Annotated in this window: 21 protein-coding genes; 14 read left to right on the top strand and 7 right to left on the bottom strand. The window is 63.5% G+C overall.

What is annotated here, in order from left to right; genetic code table 11:
• Positions 1-66 precede the first annotated feature (66 nt).
• The 3 genes from trpS to NLY37_RS26065 all read left to right on the top strand — a co-directional run bounded on the left by trpS (position 67) and on the right by NLY37_RS26065 (position 2,484).
• Entirely contained in the window at positions 67-1,134 is a 1,068-nt protein-coding gene (gene trpS, locus NLY37_RS26075) for a tryptophan--tRNA ligase (protein ID WP_023672858.1), read from the top strand.
• 101 nt (positions 1,135-1,235) lie between these two features.
• Positions 1,236-1,727 carry a universal stress protein gene (locus tag NLY37_RS26070; RefSeq protein WP_023672856.1) on the top strand — a complete coding sequence of 164 codons (492 nt, stop codon included), beginning with the start codon at positions 1,236-1,238 and terminating at the stop codon, positions 1,725-1,727.
• Positions 1,728-1,914: 187 nt separating this feature from the next.
• Positions 1,915-2,484 (top strand): NifU family protein, encoded by a 570-nt coding sequence (locus NLY37_RS26065; protein ID WP_023685140.1) that lies wholly within the window; start codon positions 1,915-1,917, stop codon positions 2,482-2,484.
• A 182-nt stretch (positions 2,485-2,666) separates the two neighbouring features.
• Here the strand turns inward: NLY37_RS26065 and NLY37_RS26060 are convergent, their stop codons facing one another.
• Positions 2,667-3,284, bottom strand: coding sequence for a L,D-transpeptidase (locus NLY37_RS26060; RefSeq protein ID WP_023692663.1), 618 nt, complete (start codon positions 3,282-3,284; stop codon positions 2,667-2,669).
• Between the two features lie 238 nt (positions 3,285-3,522).
• On the opposite strand from NLY37_RS26060, the gene cueR reads away from it, so the two are divergent.
• Positions 3,523-3,939, top strand: a complete 417-nt coding sequence (cueR, locus tag NLY37_RS26055) for a Cu(I)-responsive transcriptional regulator (RefSeq protein WP_023672853.1) — start codon at positions 3,523-3,525, stop codon at positions 3,937-3,939.
• Between the two features lie 381 nt (positions 3,940-4,320).
• On the opposite strand, the gene NLY37_RS26050 is transcribed toward cueR, so the two are convergent.
• Positions 4,321-4,641 (bottom strand): hypothetical protein, encoded by a 321-nt coding sequence (locus NLY37_RS26050; protein WP_023807719.1) that lies wholly within the window; start codon positions 4,639-4,641, stop codon positions 4,321-4,323.
• 165 nt (positions 4,642-4,806) lie between these two features.
• Between NLY37_RS26050 and NLY37_RS26045 the strand changes: the two genes are divergently transcribed.
• Both NLY37_RS26045 and NLY37_RS26040 read left to right on the top strand, forming a co-directional pair.
• Positions 4,807-4,977: a hypothetical protein gene (locus NLY37_RS26045; protein WP_023685143.1), complete on the top strand. Its 171-nt coding sequence runs from the start codon at positions 4,807-4,809 to the stop codon at positions 4,975-4,977.
• 337 nt (positions 4,978-5,314) lie between these two features.
• Entirely contained in the window at positions 5,315-5,815 is a 501-nt protein-coding gene (locus tag NLY37_RS26040) for an MmcB family DNA repair protein (RefSeq protein ID WP_023692665.1), read from the top strand.
• Positions 5,816-5,868: 53 nt separating this feature from the next.
• Here NLY37_RS26040 and nhaA read toward each other — a convergent pair whose 3' ends face one another.
• The 5 genes from nhaA to NLY37_RS26015 all read right to left on the bottom strand — a co-directional run bounded on the left by nhaA (position 5,869) and on the right by NLY37_RS26015 (position 13,033).
• Complete coding sequence (gene nhaA, locus NLY37_RS26035; RefSeq protein WP_031246575.1) at positions 5,869-7,056, bottom strand: Na+/H+ antiporter NhaA; 1,188 nt, start codon at positions 7,054-7,056, stop codon at positions 5,869-5,871.
• A 371-nt stretch (positions 7,057-7,427) separates the two neighbouring features.
• Positions 7,428-7,991, bottom strand: coding sequence for an ActR/PrrA/RegA family redox response regulator transcription factor (locus NLY37_RS26030; RefSeq protein ID WP_023672848.1), 564 nt, complete (start codon positions 7,989-7,991; stop codon positions 7,428-7,430).
• Between the two features lie 86 nt (positions 7,992-8,077).
• Positions 8,078-9,403 (bottom strand): ActS/PrrB/RegB family redox-sensitive histidine kinase, encoded by a 1,326-nt coding sequence (locus NLY37_RS26025; RefSeq protein ID WP_023743182.1) that lies wholly within the window; start codon positions 9,401-9,403, stop codon positions 8,078-8,080.
• 235 nt (positions 9,404-9,638) lie between these two features.
• Positions 9,639-12,101, bottom strand: coding sequence for an ATP-dependent helicase HrpB (hrpB, locus tag NLY37_RS26020; protein WP_286440726.1), 2,463 nt, complete (start codon positions 12,099-12,101; stop codon positions 9,639-9,641).
• Positions 12,102-12,142: 41 nt separating this feature from the next.
• Positions 12,143-13,033, bottom strand: a complete 891-nt coding sequence (locus NLY37_RS26015) for a DMT family transporter (protein ID WP_023694178.1) — start codon at positions 13,031-13,033, stop codon at positions 12,143-12,145.
• Between the two features lie 26 nt (positions 13,034-13,059).
• On the opposite strand from NLY37_RS26015, the gene NLY37_RS26010 reads away from it, so the two are divergent.
• The 8 genes from NLY37_RS26010 to NLY37_RS25975 all read left to right on the top strand — a co-directional run bounded on the left by NLY37_RS26010 (position 13,060) and on the right by NLY37_RS25975 (position 21,714).
• On the top strand, positions 13,060-13,743 hold the full coding sequence (locus tag NLY37_RS26010; RefSeq protein WP_023742512.1) for a PIG-L deacetylase family protein: 684 nt from the start codon (positions 13,060-13,062) through the stop codon (positions 13,741-13,743).
• A gap of 268 nt (positions 13,744-14,011) precedes the next feature.
• Positions 14,012-15,343: an ABC transporter substrate-binding protein gene (locus NLY37_RS26005; RefSeq protein WP_023742513.1), complete on the top strand. Its 1,332-nt coding sequence runs from the start codon at positions 14,012-14,014 to the stop codon at positions 15,341-15,343.
• Between the two features lie 229 nt (positions 15,344-15,572).
• Entirely contained in the window at positions 15,573-16,520 is a 948-nt protein-coding gene (locus NLY37_RS26000; RefSeq protein ID WP_031198535.1) for a carbohydrate ABC transporter permease, read from the top strand.
• Positions 16,517-17,467, top strand: a complete 951-nt coding sequence (locus NLY37_RS25995) for a carbohydrate ABC transporter permease (protein WP_023711245.1) — start codon at positions 16,517-16,519, stop codon at positions 17,465-17,467. The genes NLY37_RS26000 and NLY37_RS25995 overlap by 4 nt, the downstream gene beginning before the upstream one ends.
• 214 nt (positions 17,468-17,681) lie before the next feature.
• Positions 17,682-17,885, top strand: coding sequence for a hypothetical protein (locus NLY37_RS25990; RefSeq protein WP_023742514.1), 204 nt, complete (start codon positions 17,682-17,684; stop codon positions 17,883-17,885).
• A 2-nt stretch (positions 17,886-17,887) separates the two neighbouring features.
• Positions 17,888-19,000 (top strand): ABC transporter ATP-binding protein, encoded by a 1,113-nt coding sequence (locus NLY37_RS25985; RefSeq protein WP_023742515.1) that lies wholly within the window; start codon positions 17,888-17,890, stop codon positions 18,998-19,000.
• Positions 18,993-20,006 (top strand): ABC transporter ATP-binding protein, encoded by a 1,014-nt coding sequence (locus NLY37_RS25980; protein ID WP_023742516.1) that lies wholly within the window; start codon positions 18,993-18,995, stop codon positions 20,004-20,006. The genes NLY37_RS25985 and NLY37_RS25980 overlap by 8 nt, the downstream gene beginning before the upstream one ends.
• 64 nt (positions 20,007-20,070) lie before the next feature.
• Complete coding sequence (locus NLY37_RS25975; protein ID WP_023742517.1) at positions 20,071-21,714, top strand: dihydroxyacetone kinase subunit DhaK; 1,644 nt, start codon at positions 20,071-20,073, stop codon at positions 21,712-21,714.
• Positions 21,715-21,784 lie beyond the last annotated feature (70 nt).

Here is a 21,784-nt window from a genome sequence, read left to right as displayed (position 1 = left end):
GCTCCGAAAAGTCTGCAACTTTTCGGAATCACGCTTATACGGCCCTCCACAAGCCATGAGGAACCCATGACCGCCTTCAAACAGCTCGTCTTTTCCGGGGTACAGCCGACCGGCAATCTGCATCTCGGCAACTATCTCGGCGCCATCAAGAAATTCGTCGCCCTGCAGGACACGTCAGACTGCATCTATTGCGTCGTCGACCTGCATTCGCTGACGGCACAACTCGTCCATGACGACCTCGCCGACCAGACCCGCTCGATTACCGCGGCCTTCCTTGCCTCCGGCATCGACCCGAAGAAGCACATCGTCTTCAACCAGTCGCGGGTGATGCAGCATGCCGAGCTTGCCTGGATCTTCAACTGCGTGGCGCGCATCGGCTGGATGAACAAGATGACGCAGTTCAAGGACAAGGCCGGCAAGGACCGCGAGAACGCCTCGCTGGGCCTGCTTGCCTATCCCTCGCTGATGGCGGCCGACATCCTGCTCTACCGCGCCACCCATGTGCCGGTGGGCGAGGACCAAAAGCAGCATCTGGAGCTGACCCGCGACATCGCGCAAAAGTTCAATAATGATTTTTCGAGCCGCATCGCCAGTCTTGGCGTCGGCGTCGAGATGCAGGTTGGCGAAGAGACGGTAAACGGGTTCTTCCCGATAACCGAACCGGTGATCGGCGGGCCGGCGGCGCGCATCATGAGCCTGCGCGACGGCTCCAAGAAGATGTCGAAGTCGGACCCGTCGGATCTGTCCCGCATCAATTTGACCGACGATGCCGACACCATCTCGAAGAAGATCCGCAAGGCCAAGACCGACCCGGAAGCGTTGCCAAGCGAAGTCGACGGCCTGGAAAGCCGCCCGGAAGCGGAAAACCTGGTCGGCATCTATGCAGGGCTGGCCGAGATGTCGAAGGCGGACGTGCTGAAGGAATTCGGCGGCCAGCAGTTTTCCGTGTTCAAGCCGGCGCTCGCCGACCTTGCCGTGGAAAAACTGGCGCCGATCGCCGGCGAGATGCGCCGTATCGAGGGCGACCGCGCCTATGTCGACGCGGTGCTGAGAGACGGCGGCGAACGCGCCGGCGCGCTGGCTGAGACCACCATGAAGACGGTACGCGACATTATCGGCCTGTTGCAGGGCTGATCCTACCGTCAGTGCACCGCACCATTCTGGCCCAAGGCCGGCGGCTTGCCGCCGGTCTGTCGCGGTGGCAGATTGCGGCCGAAAACATCGAGTAGATAGACATGGTCTCCAAACGCCTCAGTCGCGAAGCCGGCCATCGCAGGAAATTCCTGACGATCATCGACGACACGCCGGAGTGCGAGCGCGCCGTCGCCTACGCCTCCAAGCGGGCGCAGAGCACCAGCGGCACGCTGGTGCTGCTCTACATCATCACACCTGACGACTTTCAGCACTGGCTGGGCGTCGAGAAGATCATGCGCGAGGAGGCCAATGCCACGGCACGCGCGGCACTCGACGGCTACGCCAACAAGGTGCGCCAGAAGCTCGGCATCGAGCCCGAGATGGTAGTGCGCGAAGGCAAGCCTACCGAAGAGATCCACAAGCTGATCGAGGAAGATCAGGACATCGCCATCCTGGTGTTGGCGGCAGGTGCCGGCAAGGAAGGACCCGGGCCGCTGGTCGGGGCTGTTGCCGGCAAGGGCGCCGCCTTCCCTATTCCCGTCACAGTGGTGCCGCAGAACCTTTCCGACGAGGAGATCGACAGCCTCGCATAAAGAGTGATGCCGGAAAGTGTGAAGCGGTTTCGGATGGATTTTATAGCCCGCGCGGGATTCATTCCCAGCCAGCAAAACATTCCGCCAGCCAGCCATTTTGAGCGACGCGTTTCGCTTGAATGTCCAGCCGATTGAGCCTATTTAGAACCATTCCAAACTAGCTGCCCGACTGGGCACGGAGACGGCCATGTTCATCCAGACCGAATCGACGCCGAACCCGGCAACGCTGAAGTTCTTGCCCGGCAAGGAAGTCCTTGTTGAAGGCACCGCCGATTTCCGCGACGCCGACAGTGCAGCCAGCGCCTCGCCGCTGGCCGGCCGGCTGTTCGAGATCCCCGGCGTGACCGGCGTCTTCTTCGGCTATGACTTCATCACCGTGACCAAGGACGGCCCGGACTGGCAGCACCTGAAGCCGGCGATCCTGGGCGCCATCATGGAGCATTTCATGTCGGGCGCGCCCGTGATGGTCAACGCCGGCCCCGCCGCCGAGACCAGCCAGACCGGCGAATTCTACGACAAGGCCGATGAGCAACTGGTCATCACCATCAAGGAACTGCTCGACACCAGGGTGCGCCCGGCGGTTGCCCAAGATGGCGGCGACATCACCTTCCGCGGCTTCGAGAACGGCACCGTGTTCCTGCACATGAAGGGCGCCTGCGCCGGCTGCCCGTCCTCGACGGCGACGCTGAAGCACGGCATCCAGAACCTGCTCCGCCACTTCGTGCCGGAAGTACAGCAGGTCGAGCAGGTCTCCTAAGACCCCTTCACGCATTCGAGCGAGCAACAAAAAACCGGGCCAGATTGCCCGGTTTTCTGTTTTGGACGTCCGTTGTTGCCTAGACGGTCCGCGTACGAAGGGTAACGCCTATTTTGACCATGATCTTCCCGAAAACCGGTTCCACTTTTCGCTTTCGTGGACCTCGGTTCCGGATCATGGTCCTACATCACGATGACCTTGGCACCGACCGACGTGCGGTCGTAGAGGTCGATGATGTCCTGGTTCATCAGCCGGATGCAGCCTGACGACATCGCCTTGCCGATCGAATTCCATTCCGGACTGCCGTGCAGGCGGTAGCCCATGTCGCCGCCCTTGTTGAACAGATACATGGCGCGCGCGCCGAGCGGGTTCTTCAAGCCCGGCTCCATGCCGCTCGCGAACTTCGCTAGCTCCGGCTGGCGCTGGATCATCTGCCGCGGCGGCGTCCAGGTCGGCCATTCGCGCTTCAGCGCGATATGGGCGGTGCCGTGCCATTCAAAGCCTTCGCGGCCGACGCCGATGCCGTAGCGGATCGCCCGGCCGTCGCCTTCGACGAAGTAGAGAAACTTGTTCTGGGTATCGACGACGATGGTGCCCGGCTTTTCCGAGGTGTCGTAGTTCACCTCTTGCCGGTGGTACTTCAGCGGCACCCTCTCGATCGGGATGCGCGGCAGTTGGTAGCCTGCATCGTTCACCGAACCGTAGTTGTTGGTGAACAGTTGCGAGCCGATCGTGCTGCAACCCGAGATCGCGGCCGACAACGCAAGTGCGGCGACGATTGCAAATGACTTCATGCGCATGAAATGGTCCGATGCCCCGCCAAGATGTCGCGACACGTTACGGCCGCTTTTCCTGAAATCATTCATGCTGGCATTTGCTTTGCTTGCCAAGCGCGCGATGCCTATATGCAGGAGCTTACGTGCCGGTAAGCCGGCAACTATGGCATTTAGGCAACAGGACTCACGGGATTGTGAAGGAAAAACAATGGTCGGTCCTGTCGGATAGCCTAGAATCAGGGAACCACATCGAGGAATCACAATGAATGTAGGCGATGCCGCGGCGCGGTCCGGCCTGCCGGCCAAGACCATCCGCTACTATGAAGAGATCGGCCTGATCGCCCCGGCGCGCGCCGGCAATGGCTATCGCGATTATTCCAGCGACGACATCCATCGGCTAGCCTTCCTGCGCCGCGCTCGCAACCTCGGCTTTTCAATCGACGATTGCCGGCAGCTGATGGCGCTCTACCGGGACCGCAGCCGCGCCAGCCACGATGTGCGCGAGATTGCCGCCGCCCATGTGAGCGCCATCGAGGAAAAGGTGCGCGAGCTGCAGTCGATGCGCACGACCTTGCAGACGCTGATCCAGGCCTGCCATGGTGACGACCGGCCGGATTGCCCGATTTTGGATGACATTGCGGGGGCTGCGCAGGCCGCAGACAGGCGGGCCACGGTTTGAAGCACGGGCGCCGGGATAGACTGGGCGCCGGACGCGCAAGAAAAACCTCCAAAGGTCTATATCTCATTTGGCTAAAATTACGGAACGTCCAATGGACAAGAACGGAACCAAAGCGGTTACATCAGACCTTTGCGCTCACGACGTAAGACTTTAGTCCGGCCGATTTATAGCTAAGAACGGAAGTCGATCGGCACGACATAGGGCCGCTGCGGATCAATACCAGACTGCACCCAGACTAATAGAGTGCGATCGCGGAAGACGCTCGGACCAAGCCGTCACCCAGGTTTGTCAACCGAATAATCGTCTGATGAGGCGCGCGGATGCTGGGGTCAAAATCCGAAAGCGACCGCCACCTTCAGACGGAACGAGTAAGAAGCAGACCTAGCTTGAGGTAGGTTCAAACTCTTCTCTGACTTCCTTCCAGAGCAAAAACTTGAATGGCCACGCTCTGAGATAGGGGATCAGCTTCTCTCGCGGCAGAGCCGCAAAAAGAAGGGTGGTCAGAACTGAAAACATACAGGACAGAAACGCCACAAAAGCTATCGGCATCATCAATACCGCAGTGAAGCCACCGACAATATGCGGCCAAGTACCCTTCTCAGCTACGATTCCCGCGCTAGCAAGAAGGCCAATCCCCAGCAAGATTAGGCCTATCGTGCCCAACGATACGAGCAGCGCGGTGAGTGCGGTTCTACGCTTCATATGCTTTGCCTCCCGGTAGCTTATCTCAAGCATAGCGGGGATCAATCCGCAGGGCGCGTTGTAAAGTATATAGTCGCCCTGCGAAAGGCGATTGTATGGTTGACAAACCCATTTGCTCACGACCTTGGCCCTGCTAGTCTCGCGCTTGGGTTTGGGGGTCAAGACATGAATGCCGTTGAGTTTATCGACAAGGTTCTAACGCCGCTCGGTGGCGGGCTTGGCGTCCTGCTGGCATGCCGGTTTTCACCGCAACTTCGTGCGCAGGTCAGGCCTGGTCTGGAATTAGTGATGGCAGTTATTGTCGTGCTGATCCTGGGAGCCATCAAATGGCTCTAGGAGCTACCCAGCCGTAGGGAAGTTACCAATTTCGGAGCTTAGGCCGGGCGAAGACAAGGCCGCTTCGGGCAGTGACATAAGCGGCCGGACCTCGCTCATCCGAGACTTCAGGACCTTTTCGGCCATCCCGCTTCTCACAAACGCGGAGATGACACCGATCAGAGATTCGATCCAACGCAGTATTGTCCGCAGTACTTCCCGTAGCGCCTGGCCCATGACGTGACATGCCTCTCGGATCATCAACCGTAGCAGGATTATATTCCTATCTGGCCGAATTTGTCAATCGGATTTTGCCCATGGGTTCAAACCGTGAACAAAATCTGGCATGGTGGGTGCCATGCCGATCATTTCGCCGATTCCCCTCAATCCCCTCATCGACGGCCGCCAGTCCGAACGCGCCATGCTGGTGCGGCGCGGCGTGCAGAGGCTGTTGATGCAAATGGGCATGCATGTGCTGCCCGAACTGTCGCTGGCCACCGGGCGGCGCGCCGACCTTGTGGCGCTGACCCGGCAGGGCGATATCTGGATCATCGAGGTCAAATCCTCGATCGAGGATTTCCGCGTCGACCGCAAATGGCCTGACTACCGGCTACACTCCGACCGCTTCTTCTTCGCCACCCATCCGGGCGTGCCATCGGAGATCTTCCCCGAGGAATGCGGCTTCATCCTCTCCGACGGCTACGGCGCCGAGATTCTGCGCGATGCGCCCGAGCACCGGATGGCGGCGGCAACGCGCAAGGCGCTGATGCTGCGCATCGCACGGGCGGGTGCGGCGCGGCTGCTGGCGGCGGAACTGGCGGGTGTGGCGGTGCCGGCGCTGGCGGGAGAGAGCGAGTAGACGAAGCTCAAGTTCCTCGCCCCGCTTTGCGGGGGCGAGGAACCCAAGAACACCTACTCCACCACCTCCTCCACCCCTGCCGCCGGCGCCATCAGGAGCACGGCGGCACCCAGCAGCGCTGCAACGAACGAGCCCGCCAAGATGCCGACCTTGACGGCGTCCTGCAGCGCCATGTCGTTGGCGAAGGCGAGCAGGCCGATGAACAGGCTCATGGTGAAGCCGATGCCGCAGAGCAGCGAAATGCCGATCATGTGCAGCCAGCCGGCATTGACCGGCAGGTCGGCGAAGCCGAGCCGGATCGCCAGCGCCGAGGAGCCGAAGACGCCGGCCAGCTTGCCCAGCACCAGGCCGGCGGCAACGCCGAGCGTCAGCGGCTCGACCAGGGCAGAGGCGCTGAGGCCGGCCAGCGACACGCCGGCATTGGCAAAGCCGAAAATCGGGATGACGAAGAACGGCACGATCTTGTGCAGGCCGTGCTCCAACCGGTGCAGCGGCGAATGGTCGAGATCGTGCCCGCTGCCGGGAGAAGTTTTCAGCGGAATGGTGAGCGCCAGCGCCACGCCGGCCAGCGTCGCATGCACACCCGATTTCAGCACGAGCACCCACAGCACGGCGCCGAGCACGAGGTAAGGCGTCAGCCTCGTCACCCGCATGTGGTTGAGCACGATGAGCACCGCGATGACGGCGAAGGCCGCACCGAGATAGGCCAGCGACAGGCCGCTTGTGTAGAAGATGGCGATGATGATGACGGCGCCGAGATCGTCGATGATGGCGAGCGCGGTGAGAAATATCTTGAGCGACGCCGGCACGCGGTTGCCGAGCAGCGACAGTACGCCGAGCGCAAAGGCGATATCGGTGGCGGTCGGGATCGCCCAGCCGGAGAGCGCGGCGGCGTTGTTGCGGTTGATGGCGACATAGACCAGCGCGGGAACCAGCATGCCGCCGGCGGCGGCGACGCCCGGCAGCACGCGGCGCGGCCAGGTCGAGAGCTGGCCGTCGAGCATCTCGCGCTTGATCTCGAGGCCGACCAGCAGGAAGAACACCGCCATCAGCCCATCATTGATCCAGTGCGACACGCTGAGCGGGCCGAGATAGGCGTGGAGAGCGGCGAAATAGGTTTCGGCCAATGGTGAATTGGCGACGATCAGCGCAAGGGCTGCCGCAACCATCAGGATGATGCCGCCCGCCGCCTCGCCATCGAGGAATTCGCGAAGGATGGATTTCGGCTGCTTGTCGCGCATCTGTGCTCCGTTGCCGGGTTTTCCGGCGGCGTTATTGCCGATGATGGGCAAAGGTCGATGGCACGGCAAGCGCAACTGTTTCCAGCGTTGGCGCCGCCCCTCATTGTCCTGCCGGACGTTCGTCATTCGAAAAGCCAAGCAGTTGGCTTTTCGTCCGCTTCGCGGACCATTCCTCAACTCCCCGCATAGCGACGGGGAGAAAGAGGCAGCTTCAGCCTCGCCGTCGTCTCCTGCAACGCCGGCGATTGGCGAAACCGGCGATGAGAGCGCCCCTCTCCCCCGTCTCTATACGGGGAGAGGATGCCGGCAGGCAGGTGAGGGGCAGCGCTGAGGTTCGGCAATTGGCGGCCGGCGCCGCCGGCGCGTGAACCTCAGCGTGGTGCGCGCTTGGCGAGTATCCGCTGCAGCGTGCGGCGATGCATGTTGAGCCGGCGCGCGGTTTCCGACACGTTGCGGTCGCACATTTCGTAGACGCGCTGGATGTGTTCCCAGCGCACGCGGTCGGCCGACATCGGGTTTTCCGGCGGTGCGGCGCGTTCGCCGGCGGTGCGGGTGAGCGCTGCAAACACGTCGTCGGCGTCAGCCGGCTTCGACAGATAGTCGATGGCGCCGAGCTTCACCGCGGTCACCGCGGTGGCGATGTTGCCGTAGCCGGTGAGGATGACGGTGCGGGCATCGTCGCGCTTCTCGCGGATGGCGGCGACGACGTCGAGGCCGTTGCCGTCGCCAAGCCGCATGTCGACCACCGCATAGGCCGGCGGGTGGGCGCGCGCCTTGGCCACCGCCTCCTCGACGCTCTCGGCCGTCTCGACCACGAAACCCCTGGTTTCCATGGCGCGGGCCAGCCGCGTCAGGAACGGCTTGTCGTCGTCGACGATGAGCAGCGAGGTGTCCTCGCCTTCGACCATTGCGCCAATTGCTTCTTCGCCAGTCATTATCTTAAAAAATCCTGCTGCCTTAATTTTACGCAGATATAGTTCCTGAACGCCATTGTCCAATTTTGCCGCCTCCGCCAAGGCTTTTACGCGGTGTCGAACATCGAGATCCCCACCGATTCCGGGTTGAGGAAGACGGTGCGGGGCCACGATATCTGCACGATGGCGCCCTCGCCCAGCCCGCTCGAATTGCGGAAATCGAGCGTGGCGCCGGAGCGTTCGAGCAAGGTCTTGGCAATGAAGAGCCCGAGTCCAAGGCCACCGCCGGCTTCGTTGCCCTGGCGCGTCGACATATAGGGCTCGCCGATGCGGTCGATGATTTCGGGGGGAAAGCCCGGCCCGTCATCGATGATCGAGAAGGTGACGTCGAGTTCGTCCCAACTCCATCGCACCGTCACACTGTTGCGGGCGAAGTCGACCGCGTTCTCGACGAGATTGCCGAGGCCGTAGATGACGCCGGGGTTGCGCCGTCCCACCGGTTCGGGGCCGACGCGCTCGCCCGGCCGAAGCTTGATCGAGATGCCGAAATCGCGGTGCGGCGCCGTCACCTCCTCGACCAGCGAAGTCAGCGGCAGACGCGACAGATGCGCCTCACCCTCGGAGGACAGGCTGGTCAGCCGCTTCAGGATCTCGCGGCAGCGCTCGCTCTGCGACCGCAACAGCTTCACATCCTCACCATATTTCGGATCGTTACCCAGCGCCTTCTCCATTTCCTTGGAGACAAGGGCGATGGTGGCGAGCGGCGTGCCGAGTTCGTGCGCGGCGGCGGCGGCGAGGCCATCGAGCGCCGACAGATGCTGCTCGCGCTGCAACACCAGTTCGGTGGCGGCAAGCGCATTGGCGAGCAGGCGGGCTTCCTCGGCGACGCGGAAGGCATAGATGGCGGTGAAGGCGATCGAGGAAAACACCGCCATCCATATGCCGGCAACATAGATGAATGGCATGGGCAGCGGCGCGCCCTCATACCATGGCAGCGGCTGGTGGAAGAAGACCAGCAACGTGGCCGCCGCCATGACCAGCGCGCCGAGCACCGCAGTTAGCCGCAGCGGCAGCGACGCCGCCGAGATGACGACGGGCACGGTCATCAGCACCGAGAACGGGTTGGTGAGGCCGCCAGTCAAAAAGAGCAGGCCGGCAAGCTGCAGGCTGTCGAAGGTCAGGATGAAAAAGGCTGAGAACGGGGTCAGCCGGTGCGCTGCCGGATAGCGGAAGGTCAGCACCAGGTTGAGCCAGGCCGAGCAGGCGACCAGCGCGAAGCAGAGGCTGACTGGCAGCGGGAATTTGAGCCCATAGGCGATCACCAGCACCGCCAGGCTCTGGCCCACGATGGCCAGCCAGCGCAGCCGGATCAGCGTGTTGAGGCGCAGCCGCTGGCTTTGCTGGAAGTCTGGCGCGTGCACGATGTTGATCATGGCCAAGGATTATAGCCGGGAAAGGACGAGCGCTAGTAGCGCTGCAGCAGGGGTTTCATAGATGCGGACCGTTGATGGGATGGGCTAAGACTCGCGCTTTCGTCATCCTATGGTCTGCGCCGCGTCGCTTCGCTCCTTGCTACGCCCGTGGATGACGACGCGATGAATGTTTTACGCTAATCGCCAATGTGTGCCGCCCGTTGAAGCAAGCGGCTCGCCAGGCATTGGTTCAAGGTTAGGTGCCTCTTGGCTTCGCTCTTGCCGTCGCCGCAGCGAGCAGCGGATTTTCCGGCCAGACATGGCGGGGATAGCGGCCGCGCATATCGGTGCGCACATCGGCCCAGGAGCCGCGCCAAAAGCCGGGCAGGTCGCGCGTCGTCTGGATCGGCCGGTGCGCCGGCGACAACAGCTCGAGCGTCAGCGGCACGGTGCCGTTGGCGATTGCTGGATGGCGGTCAAGGCCGAACAGCTCCTGCACGCGGATCGCCAGCACCGGCCATTCGCCGTCATAGCGGATCGGCACATGGCTGCCGGACGGCGCGTCGAAATGGGTCGGCGCCAGTGTGCCGATCTTGCGCTGCAAATCATGCGGCACCAGCGCCATCAGGCCCGACGACAGCGTGCCGGGATCGATGGCGGCGAAGGACGCCTTGCCCGACAGGAACGGCAGCAGCCAGTCGTCGAGGCGTTCGAGCAGGGCGGCTTCCGAAACATCGGGCCAAGGCGCGCCTAGGCCGCGATGCAGCCAGCCAAGCCGTTGGCGCAGCGTCTCGCCGTCCTTGCTCCATTCCAGCAGCGACAGGCCGTGCTCGCGCAAGGCATCCAGGATGGCGCGGTCGGCGTCTGTTCCAGTTGGTGCGGGCAGCATGCGCTCCGACAAAGTGATGGCGCCGAGCCTGGCGGTCTCGCGCACGCGCACCGCGCGCCGCTCGCGGTCGAAGCTTGTCTCGCGGCGCGTCTCGATCCTGTCGGCGAGAGCGGCACGGATGTCGGTCTCGTGGACCGCGGCCGCGGCGGTTATACGGGCGTTTTGCGCCTTGCCTTGCAGATCGGCGATGACCAGCCAGGTCTCGCCGGCCAGCGGATCGGCGGCATCGAGCATGGCGCCGGAGCCGTTGGCGAGCACGAAACGCCCGCGCTCGCCGCGCGCTCTGGCGACACGGTCCGGCCAGGCGTGGATGAGGAGAAGACCGGCAGAAGCGGTTTCGCTGCTCTTGGCGCCGCCCGCCTGCTTCGCCAATCGCCCGGCAAGCTGCCTTGCCGCAACGGCGCGCGGTGACTTTTCCGTGCGGAAGCGCATCAGGCGCCGTTCGAGGTCGGCGCCGTCGCCGCCAAGGCCACGCTCGGTGAGCAGGACGGCTAGCATCGCAGCTTCGAGCGCGTGGCCGCCGCCAGCGGCTTCAGCGACCATGTGTGCGAGCCGCACGGGCAGCGCCAGCTTGCGCATCGCGCCGCCTGCCTCCGTCAGCCGTCCGGCCGCGTCGATGGCGTGCAGCGCCGTGAGCAGCGCCCGCGCCTCGTTAAGCGCGGGAATGGGCGGCGGATCGAGGAAGGAGAGACTTGCGGGATCGGCGACGCCGAAGGCGGCGCAATCGAGCAGCAGGCCGGACAGGTCGGCTTCCAGAATCTCGGGCGGGGTGAACGCGGGAAGGGCCGCCGTCTGCTCGGCCCGCCAGAGGCGGATGGTGACGCCTGGCTGCGTGCGCCCGGCGCGGCCGGCGCGCTGGTCGGCGGACGCCCTGGAAACGCGCACCGTCTCCAGCCGGGTCAGGCCGCTCGCCGGTTCGTAGCGCGGCAGCCGCGACAGGCCGGAATCGATGACGACGCGCACGCCGTCGATGGTGATCGAGGTCTCGGCGATCGACGTCGCCAGCACCACCTTGCGGCGGCCGGGCGGCGCCGGTTTGATGGCGGCATCCTGCGCCCTGTTGTCGAGCTGGCCGTAGAGCGGCACGATGTCGGTGTCGGCGCCGAGCCGGCCCTGCAGCCGCTCGGCGGTGCGCTCGATCTCGCGCTGTCCCGGCAGGAAGGCGAGCACGCTGCCGCTCTCGCCGGCAAGAGCGGAGCGGATCGCCTTGGCCATGGCGTCTTCGATGGGAACGCCGGCTGGCCGCTCGTCGTATCTGACATCTACGGGGAACGCACGGCCTTGGCTTTCGATCACCGGGGCGCCGGACAGGAGTTTCGCGACGCGCGCGCCATCGAGCGTTGCCGACATCACCAGCAGCCGCAAATCCGGCCGCAGCGCGCCCTGCACGTCGAGCGCCAGCGCCAGGCCGAAATCGCCGTCGAGCGAGCGCTCGTGGAATTCGTCGAAAATCACCGCCGAGACGCCGGGCAGCTCGGGATCGTCTAGGATCATGCGCGCCAGGACGCCTTCGGTGACGACCAGGATTTTTGTCCGGGCCGATGTGCGGTTTTCCATGCGCATGGCATAGCCGACAGTGGCGCCGGGCTCTTCATCAAGCAATTCGGCCATGCGGCGGGCGGCGGCGCGGGCGGCGAGCCGGCGCGGTTCGAGCAGGACGATCTTGCCGGCGACCAGCCAGGGCGCATCGAGCAGCGCCAGCGGCACCAGCGTCGTCTTGCCGGCGCCAGGCGGCGCCACCAGGACGGCGCTGTTGCCGGAGCCGAGCGCCTCGCTCAGGGCCGGCAGCACGGCGGATACCGGAAGCTCCGGCAAGGATCTCGTCGTCATTGCGTCCGCATATCAGCGGTCACTATGGCCATGCAACCGGATCAAAGCCTCGTGCGCGCAAACGGGTTCCAGCGCACCGTGCCCAGCCGCACCTCCTCGCGCACCATGGTGAGCAGGCCGGACGCGCCAACGACGGCCAAGCCGACCAGCGATATCCAGTCCGGATACTCCTGGAAGAACAACGCACCGAGGATCACCGCCCAGACGATCTGCGAATAATGCGTCGGCGCGATGCGGTTGGCCGGTGCGTATTTGGCGGCCAGCAGCTGCAGCAATTGGCCGCCGGCGGTAAAGGCGCCGCCCAGCACCAGCCACAGCAGCTGCATGGCGTTGGGGAGGGTAAACGATGTGGCGATGGTGCCGGCCCCGTTGAACAGCAGCCCGTAACCGATGAGCACGCCGAGCATGGTGGTGCGCTTTTCCTGCTGGGCGAGCGACCGCATCAGGATGACGCTGGCCGCGGCAAGGAAGGCCACCGTGAAGGCGGCAAGGTGTCCGAGATGCAACTCGCGAAAACCTGGCCGCACCACCAGCATGACACCTGCAAAGCCGGCAACCACCGCCAGCCAGCGCCATGGACCGACCTTTTCTTTCAGGATGACGGTCGAGAGAATGGTAACGCAAAGCGGCGCCAGGAAGATCAGTGCATAGGTCTCGGCCAGCGGAATGGTGGTGAAGGCGTAGACGCTGAGCACGCCCGAGGCGATGCCGGCCCAGGCGCGGGCCTGCACCGCCCATGGCCGCCCGGTGCGCCAGAAGTCGCGCCAGCGCTCATCGACTGGGCGGCTGAAAAACAGGAAGCAGCCGGCAAACAGCGTGATGAAGAAGCCGATCTCGAAGACGGTGAACTGTCCGCCAAGGCTCTTGATAACGGCATCGCTGCACGAATAGCTTGCATAGGCGATGAGGGCGAGCAGGATTCCGTTCGTCACGTTTTTCCATTTCCGGGGAGAGTGCAGTGAAGGTATTGGCGCTCGGCGCGCATCCCGACGACATCGAGATATTCATGTTCGGTACGCTGGCTGCCTATGCCACGCAAGGCGCAGAACTGACTTTTGCCGTGGCCACGGATGGCGCCAGGGGCGGCATGGGCGACCCGAGCGTTTTGGCTCGTGTCCGCCGCGACGAGGCGGCGGCCGCTGCGGCGCTGCTCGGCGCAACCCTTCGCTTTCTCGACTTTCCCGACGGCGAACTGGTGGCTGATGCGGCACTGATCGCTTCGCTGAAAGCGCTGATACGCGAGACCGCGGCGGATCTGGTTATCACGCATGCCCCCAACGACTATCACGCCGACCATCGTGCTTTGTCGGACGGCGTGCGCATCGCGGCCTCGTTCGGCGTCCCCGTGCTGCATGCCGACACGATGGGCGGCACCGGCTTTGCGCCGACGCATTACGTCGACATTTCCGCCTACGGCGATATCAAGACGCAGGCGATCCGAGCGCACCAGTCGCAGTGGCCGGAGCAATATGTCGACAGAGCGCGCGTCCAGAATGAGTTTCGCGCCGGGCAATGCAACAGCGTTCCCGGCTCCCTGGCCGAGGCCTTCCGATTCGAGCCGACATTTCCCTTCGCCGACATCCGCGCGCTGCTGCCGCCCGCGCCCCCTGTTCGGCCGGTGACGCTGCAGACGAAATTATAGGCGACCCCGGCTAAGCAACTTCCGGGCGAGCCGTCCGGCAATCATTTCCCAACGATTTCAATCGCCGTTTCGCCATGTTGCGGCGCAGCGACGAATTCGCTTGCCTTGTTTAGTAAAAATTGCATCACTAAACAAATTACTAAACATCTGCGGCGCACCGCGCCGCCCTGGCGACGCATAGCGCGCCGTGTTTAGCCCCTCGGAGGAGCGAGGGTTGAGGGGTTCTTGAAACGGCCATCCGGGCGCGTTTCGCAAATGGGAGGAAGGCATGAAATCGAGCTTGAAACTGGCGTTGGGGCTGGCCTCGGCGATTACCGCGTCGACAGCCGTCTCGAACGCGGCGCACGCTGAAGACCTGACGCTTTGCTGGGCCGCCTGGGATCCGGCAAACGCGCTGGTCGAACTGTCCAAGGATTTTACCAAGGAAACCGGCATCGGCATGAAATTCGAATTCGTGCCGTGGACCAACTATGCCGACCGCTTCCTCAACGAGCTCAACTCGCACGGCAAACTGTGCGACCTGATCATCGGCGACAGCCAGTGGATCGGCGGCTCGGCCGAGAACGGCCACTACGTCAAGCTGAACGACTTCTTCGACAAGGAGAAGATCAGCATGGACGACTTTGTGCCGGCAACAGTCGTCGGCTATTCCGAATGGCCGAAGAACACGCCGAACTACTGGGCGCTGCCGGCCATGGGCGACGTCGTCGGCTGGACCTACCGCAAGGATTGGTTCTCCAAGCCGGAGCTGCAAAAGGAATTCAAGGAAAAATATGGCTGGGATCTCGGCCCGCCGACCACCTTCGACCAACTGAAGCAGGCCGCCGAGTTCTTCCAGAAGCGCGAGATCGACGGCAAGACCGTCTATGGCGCTTCGATCTACACCGAGCGTGGCTCGGAAGGCATCACCATGGGCGCCATGGACGTGCTCTACAGCTACGGCTTCCAGTATGAAAACCCCAAGAAGCCCTACGAGATGGAAGGCTTCGTCAATTCGCCAGACGCGGTCAAAGGCCTGGAGTTCTACAAGTCGCTCTACGATTGCTGCACGCCTCCGGGTGCCTCGAACAGCTATATGGGCGAAGGCGTCGACGCCTTCAAATCCGGTCAGGTGGCCATGCACATGAACTTCGCCTTCACATGGCCCGGCCTGCAGAAGGACGAGAATGTCGGCGGCGACAAGATCGGCTACTTCGTCAATCCGAAGGGTCCCGGTGGCGCCCAGTTTGCGCAGCTTGGCGGCCAGGGCATTTCGGTGGTGTCCTATTCAGACAAGCAGGAATCGGCGCTGAAATACATCAAGTGGTTCGCCAACAAGGATGTGCAGGCCAAATGGTGGTCGCTCGGCGGCTATTCCTGCCTGAACGCGGTGGTCAAGGACCCGGCCTTCCCGTCCAGCCAGCCTTATGCGCAGACCTTCCTCGACTCGATGGCGATCGTGAAGGACTTCTGGGCCGAGCCGAGCTACGCACCGCTGCTGCAGGCGTCGCAGAAGCGCTTCCACGACTATGTCGTTGCCGGCCAGGGTTCGGCCAAGGACGCGCTTGACGGCCTGGTCAAGGACTGGACGCAAGTGTTCCAGGACGACGGCAAGATGTAACCGGACCAACGGCTCCTCCCGAGCCTGACCCCAGAGGCGGATGATTTTCAGGCGGAATCGACCAGAAATCATCCGCCTCAGGGCTAGAAAGAGAGAGAGCATGATGTCGTCCGAAAACCGCTTCACACTTTTCGGCATCATGCTCTTGGTCCCGTGCTGCCCTTGGCACGGGACGCAGTTCAGATAAATTCCAGTGTCGAGACTTGACGTGACCGAAGCAGGACTCACCATGCTCAATCGGACTGCGGAGAACGTTGCCCGGGCGACCCCGGAGCCGTTGGCCCGCAAGGTCCGGGGCATCAGCGACAAGGGCCTCGCCTGGCTGTTCATCTCGCCGACGATCCTGTTGCTCTTGGCCATCAACATCTTCCCGCTGTTCTGGGCGATCTACCTGTCCTTCACCAACTTCCGGGCGAACCGCCCGAACGAGGTGGTGAAAAACCTCGGCTTCGCCAACTACCAGCGCATCCTCGGCGACCAGGACATCTGGATCGCCATGCAGACGACGGCGCATTTCGTGTTCTGGACGATCCTGCTGCAGACGCTGATCGGTTTCACGCTGGCGTGGCTGATCGACAGGAAGTTTCGCGGCCACGCCTTCTGGACGACCATCATCCTGGTGCCGATGATGCTGTCGCCGGCGGTGGTCGGCAATTTCTGGCGTTTCCTCTACGAGCCGCAGATCGGCCTGTTCGCCTACGCCATCTCGTTCGTCACCCGGATACCACCGACCGACATCCAGATGCTGTCCAACGTGTCGCTGGCGCCGTGGTCGATCATCATCGTCGACACCTGGATGTGGACGCCCTATGTCATGCTTATCTGTCTCGCCGGCCTGCGCTCCATCCCCGAATACATCTATGAAGCCGCCGAGGTCGACCGCGCGTCCAACTGGCGGCAGTTCTGGTCGATCACGCTGCCGATGGCGCTGCCCTTCATCATGCTGGCGGTGCTGTTTCGCGGCATCGAGAACTTCAAAATGTTCGACATGGTCAACCTGCTGACCGGCGGCGGGCCGGGCTCGACCACCGAGGTCGCCTCGATCACGCTGAAGCGGCAGGCCTTCGAGAGCTGGCGCACCGGCTATTCCTCGGCCTTCGCCATCATCCTGTTCGTCGCGGTGTTCGGGCTGGCCAACATCTACGTCAAGGCGCTGAACAAGGTGAAGCAGAGATGAGCCTGACCACCGCCCACTCCGTCGTCGCCCCCTCGGCCAATTCGAAGCGGATCGCCGGCACGATCATCGTGCTCTACGCGCTGATCTCGATCGTGCCGCTGCTGTGGATCTTCGCCACCAGCTTCAAGACGCCGCCGGATTCGATCGCCTATCCGCCCAAGATTCTGTTCCAGCCGAGCATCGAGGGCTATTGCAACCTGTTCACGACGCGCACCAGGCAAACGCCCGAGTATATCAACTCGCTCGGACCCGCGACCGGTTTCTGCGACGAGACCTCGCGCAAGCGCAACATGGTGATTGCCGGCCCGTCCAATTTCCTGCCGCGCTTCGTCAATTCGCTGATCATCGCCTTCGGCTCGACCTTCTGCGCGGTCTTCCTCGGCACGCTGTCTGCCTATGGTTTCTCGCGCTTCAAGGTGCCGCTGGCCGATGACCTTCTGTTCTTCATCCTGTCGACGCGCTTCATGCCGCCGATCGCGGTCGCGATTCCCATCTACCTGATGTACCGCGAGCTCGGCCTGTCCGACACCGCGCTGGGCATGATCCTGCTCTACACCGCGGTCAACGTGTCACTCGCGGTGTGGCTGCTGAAAGGCTTCATCGACGAGATCCCGCGCGAGTATGAGGAAGCGGCGATGATCGACGGCTATACCAGGCTGCAGGCCTTCTGGCGCACCGTGCTGCCGCAAGCGACTACCGGCATCGCCGCGACCGCCATCTTCTGCCTGATCTTCGCCTGGAACGAATATGCGTTCGCCGCACTCCTGACCTCCGGCACCGCGCAGACCGCGCCGCCCTTCATCCCGACCATCATCGGCGAAGGCGGCCAGGACTGGCCGGCGGTGGCGGCCGGCACGACCATCTTCCTGGTGCCGATCCTGGTCTTCACCATCCTGCTTCGCAAACAATTGCTGCGCGGCATCACTTTTGGGGCGGTGCGCAAATGATTGGTGTGCCAGGTCGACCCCCACTCCGTCGAGCTTCGCTCGACACCTCTCCCCCGATCGACGGGGTAGAGGAAGGACGCGAACTTCATTCAGCCAGGCTCCCTTCCTCTCCCTCCGGAGGGGGGAGAGGTGGCGCTGCGAAGCAGCGACGGAGTGGGGGAACCACCTGGCAACCGTCTCGCCCGGTTGCCGGGCAGAAGGAAGGAAGCTGCGCATGACGCGCCCAGCCATCTCCAAAAAGTCATCCTGGCCTCGCTGGGCCCGGCGCGGCCTGCTGGAAAACATCGCCACGACGCTGATCGCCATTGGATTCGTGATGCTGTTCCAGCCCTTCGCGCTGGCGCTCTACACCTACTCCTTCATCACCATGCTCGCCGGCACGGTGATGTTCATCATCGTCTCGAAGTTCCCGGAATAATCATGGCCGAAATCCGCGTCCAACATTTGAGAAAGGCCTTCGGCGATTTCGTCGCGGTGCAGGATTCCAGCTTCGTCGTCGAAGATGGTGAGTTCTTCGTCATGCTTGGTCCCTCGGGCTGCGGCAAGACGACGACGCTGCGCATGGTCGCCGGCCTCGAATTGCCGACCGGCGGCCAGATCCTGCTCGGCGGCGAGGACGTCACCATGCGCCGGGCGCGCGAACGCGACATCGCCTTCGTCTTCCAGCTGTTCGCGCTCTATCCGCATATGAACGTGCGCAAGAACATCGGCTTCCCGCTTCTCGCGCAAGGCATGCCCTCGGCCGAGATTCGAAGCCGTGTCGAGGAAACGGCGAAGCTGCTGCGCATCGACCATCTGCTCAACAAATCGGTCTCGGGCCTTGCCGGCGGTGACCGCCAGCGCGTGGCGCTCGGTCGCGCCATCGTGCGACGGCCAAAATGCTTCCTGATGGACGAGCCGCTCGGCACGCTCGACACCGAATTCCGCGATCTGATGGTGCATGAGCTGCGCGAGCTGCACAACCGCATCCACGCCACCACCGTCTATGTCACGCACGACCAGATGGAAGCGATGTCGATGGCCGACAAGATCGCCGTGATGAACCATGGCGTCATCGAACAGTTCGGCAGCCCGCGCGAAATCTACGACCGCCCGGCAACCATGTTCGTCGCCGATTTCATTGGCTCGCCGCCAATGAACTTTCTCGGCTTTGACGGCGGATTGGCGAAGGGGGCGAAGGAGATCGTAGTGCAAGGCGCCAAGGTGGCGGTGCCGGAAGTGCGCGAGGATATCGCGCCGGCCGACATGGCGCTCGGCATCCGCCCCGAGCACATTCGCTTCGACGACGCCTCGAAACTGCGCGGCGCCATCTATGGCACCGAATATCTCGGCACGACGCAGATCGTGGCCGTGGAAACGGCGGACGGCATCATCAAGGCGCGGGTGCCGGCCGAAATCCGGCTCGCCGCCGGCGATCATGTCGGGCTGACGTTGAACAGCGCGCGACTGTCGCTGTTCGACAAGGGCTCGGGCCGTGCCGTGCGCACCGCGGTCCACGATACGGCCTCTCAAGGGAGAGCGCAGCATGGCTGACGTGCACATCAAGGGCGCGACCAAAAGCTTCGGCGACCATGTCGCCGTCAATTGCCTCGACCTCAACATCGCCGACGGCGAATTCGTCGTGCTGCTCGGCCCGACCGGCGCCGGCAAGACGACGACGCTGAGATTGATCGCCGGACTGGAGAGGCCGGATGGCGGCACGATCCATATTGGTGGCCACGATGCGACGACGCTGTCGCCGGCCGAGCGCGACACGGCTTTCGTGTTCCAGCAGTATTCGCTCTATCCGCATCTGTCGGTCTACGACAACCTCGCCTTTCCGCTGCGCTCGCCGGCGCGGAGAATACAGGAGGACCAGATCCGCCGCCGCGTTGAAGAGGTGGCAAAGATGGTGCGCATCCATCACAAGCTCGCCAACCGCTCGACCAAGCTGTCGGGCGGCGAGATGCAGCGCGTCGCCATCGGCCGAGCGTTGGTGCGCAAACCGTCGATCTATCTGATGGACGAACCGCTGTCGTCGCTGGATGCCAAATTGCGCGCCGATCTCAGGCTCGAACTCAAGCGCATCCAGGCCGAACTCGGCGCCACCATGCTCTATGTCACGCACGACCAGATCGAGGCGATGACCATGGCCGATCGCATCGGCATCCTCAATGACGGCGTGCTGGTGCAGATCGGCACGCCGCGCACCATCTATTCCGAGCCGGCAAACCTTCATGTCGCCGCACGGCTCGGCCAGCCGGCGATCAATCTGCTGCCAGCGGGACTGCTGCCTGATGGTGGGGCGCCGACCGGAACCAAGACCATCGGCGCGCGCACCGAGCATCTGTCGATCGAGAAGACCGCAAACGGCCATGCCGACGGCGTCGTCGACTGGGTCGAACATCTCGGGGACCAGAACCATCTGCATGTTACGGTCGGCCCGAAGAAACTGGTGACGCTCACCGACCCCGATACGGATCTGGCCGAGGGCGACAAAGTGGTGATCCGCTACCGCTCGCCACTTTATTTCGGCGCCGACGGACAAAGACTGATGTGAGGTTTTCGGTGTCTCGCCAAGGGCACGGCACCGGCTTCTGATTGACGAATACAGGACGAATTCGATGAAGCACTTTTTCAACCGCAGGGAAACGATCGTCACCGAGGCGCTGGACGGGCTGTTGCGGACTATCGGTTCCGGCGATCTCGCGCGCCTCGACGGTTACCCCGAGATCAAGGTCGTGCTGCGCGCCGACTGGGACAAGGCGAAAGTTGCCGTCGTCTCCGGTGGCGGCGCCGGACACGAACCGTCCCATGCCGGCTTTGTCGGCAAGGGCATGCTGACGGCGGCGGTTTCGGGCGAGATCTTTGCCTCGCCCAGCGTCGAGGCGGTGCTGGCGGCCATCCGCGCGGTGACCGGCCCCGCCGGCTGCCTGCTGATCGTCAAGAACTACACCGGCGACCGGCTCAATTTCGGCCTGGCGGCCGAGAAGGCGCGCGCCGAGGGGTTTCGCGTCGAGATGGCGATCGTTGCCGACGACATCGCCCTGCCGGGTATCAACCAGCCGCGCGGCGTCGCCGGCACCTTGTTCGTGCACAAGATCGCCGGCCATTTGTCGGAGACCGGTCAGGACTTGGCAGCCGTTGCTACAGCCGCTCGCGCGGCGGCGAAGGACATCGTCTCGCTCGGCATGTCGCTGTCGTCCTGCTCGATCCCCGGCCAGCCACATGAAGAGCGGTTCGGCGAAAATGACGGCGAACTCGGCCTCGGCATCCATGGCGAGCCGGGCGTCGAGCGCATCGCGGTGCAAAGCGCCGACAAGCTGGTGGCGATCATGGCGGAGCGGCTGGCCGCGCGGCTCGACCCGAACGCCAGCCACGCGTTGCTCATCAACAATCTCGGCTCGGTGCCGCCGCTTGAGATGTCGCTGGTCGCCAATGCCGTGCTGGCCTCGCCGCTGGCCAAAACCGTCAAACTTGCGATCGGCCCCGGACCGCTGATGACGGCGCTCAACATGAACGGCTTTTCGCTGTCGCTGATCAAGCTCGATGCGGCGCGCGAGGCAGCCTTGCTGGCGCCTGTCGGCCCACATGCCTGGATGCCGGCCAAAACCGTCGTCGCGCCGGCTATCGTGCCTATGGCGAAAGCGGCTGGAAACAGCGCAGCCCAAAAGGCCAGTCAGGATCCCGGTACCAGGCGTTTGATCGTCACGGTCTGCGAACGGCTGATCGAGCTCGAAGAGACACTGAACGGGCTCGACGCCAAGGCGGGCGATGGCGATACCGGTTCGACGGTTGCGACCGGCGCGCGCAGCGTGCTGGAACGGCTCGATGCGCTGCCGCTGGCCGACCCTGCCGCCACGCTTGCGGCTATAGGCGATAGTCTGGGCGTCGCAATGGGCGGCTCCTCAGGCGTCTTGCTGTCGATCTTCTTCACGGCGGCGGCTCAGGCTTCGAACGGCGGAGCAACCCTGTCCAAGGCGCTGCTTGCCGGGCTTGACCGCATGACTTTTTACGGTGGCGCCAAGGTCGGCGACCGCACCATGGTCGATGCCTTGGATCCGGCGCTGAAGGCGCTCGATGCCAAGCGGCTGGATGCCGCGGCTACAGCGGCACGGCACGGCGCCGAGGCGACCGCTGCCATGGAGAAGGCGAAGGCCGGACGCTCCGCCTATGTTGGCACCAAATTGCAGGGCGTAGTCGACCCTGGCGCCCATGCCGTGGCCGAAGTGTTCGCGGCCGCCGCCGCGCTGCATGCAACGGCCTGACGGCATGCTTCGATTGTCGAATGAAAACTCTTGCGATACTGCCGGCAGGATCGAAACCGGGAATCTGGAC

Source organism: Mesorhizobium sp. C395A, from assembly GCF_030323205.1.
GTDB lineage: Bacteria > Pseudomonadota > Alphaproteobacteria > Rhizobiales > Rhizobiaceae > Mesorhizobium.
This window is presented reverse-complemented; position numbering and strand designations above follow the sequence as displayed.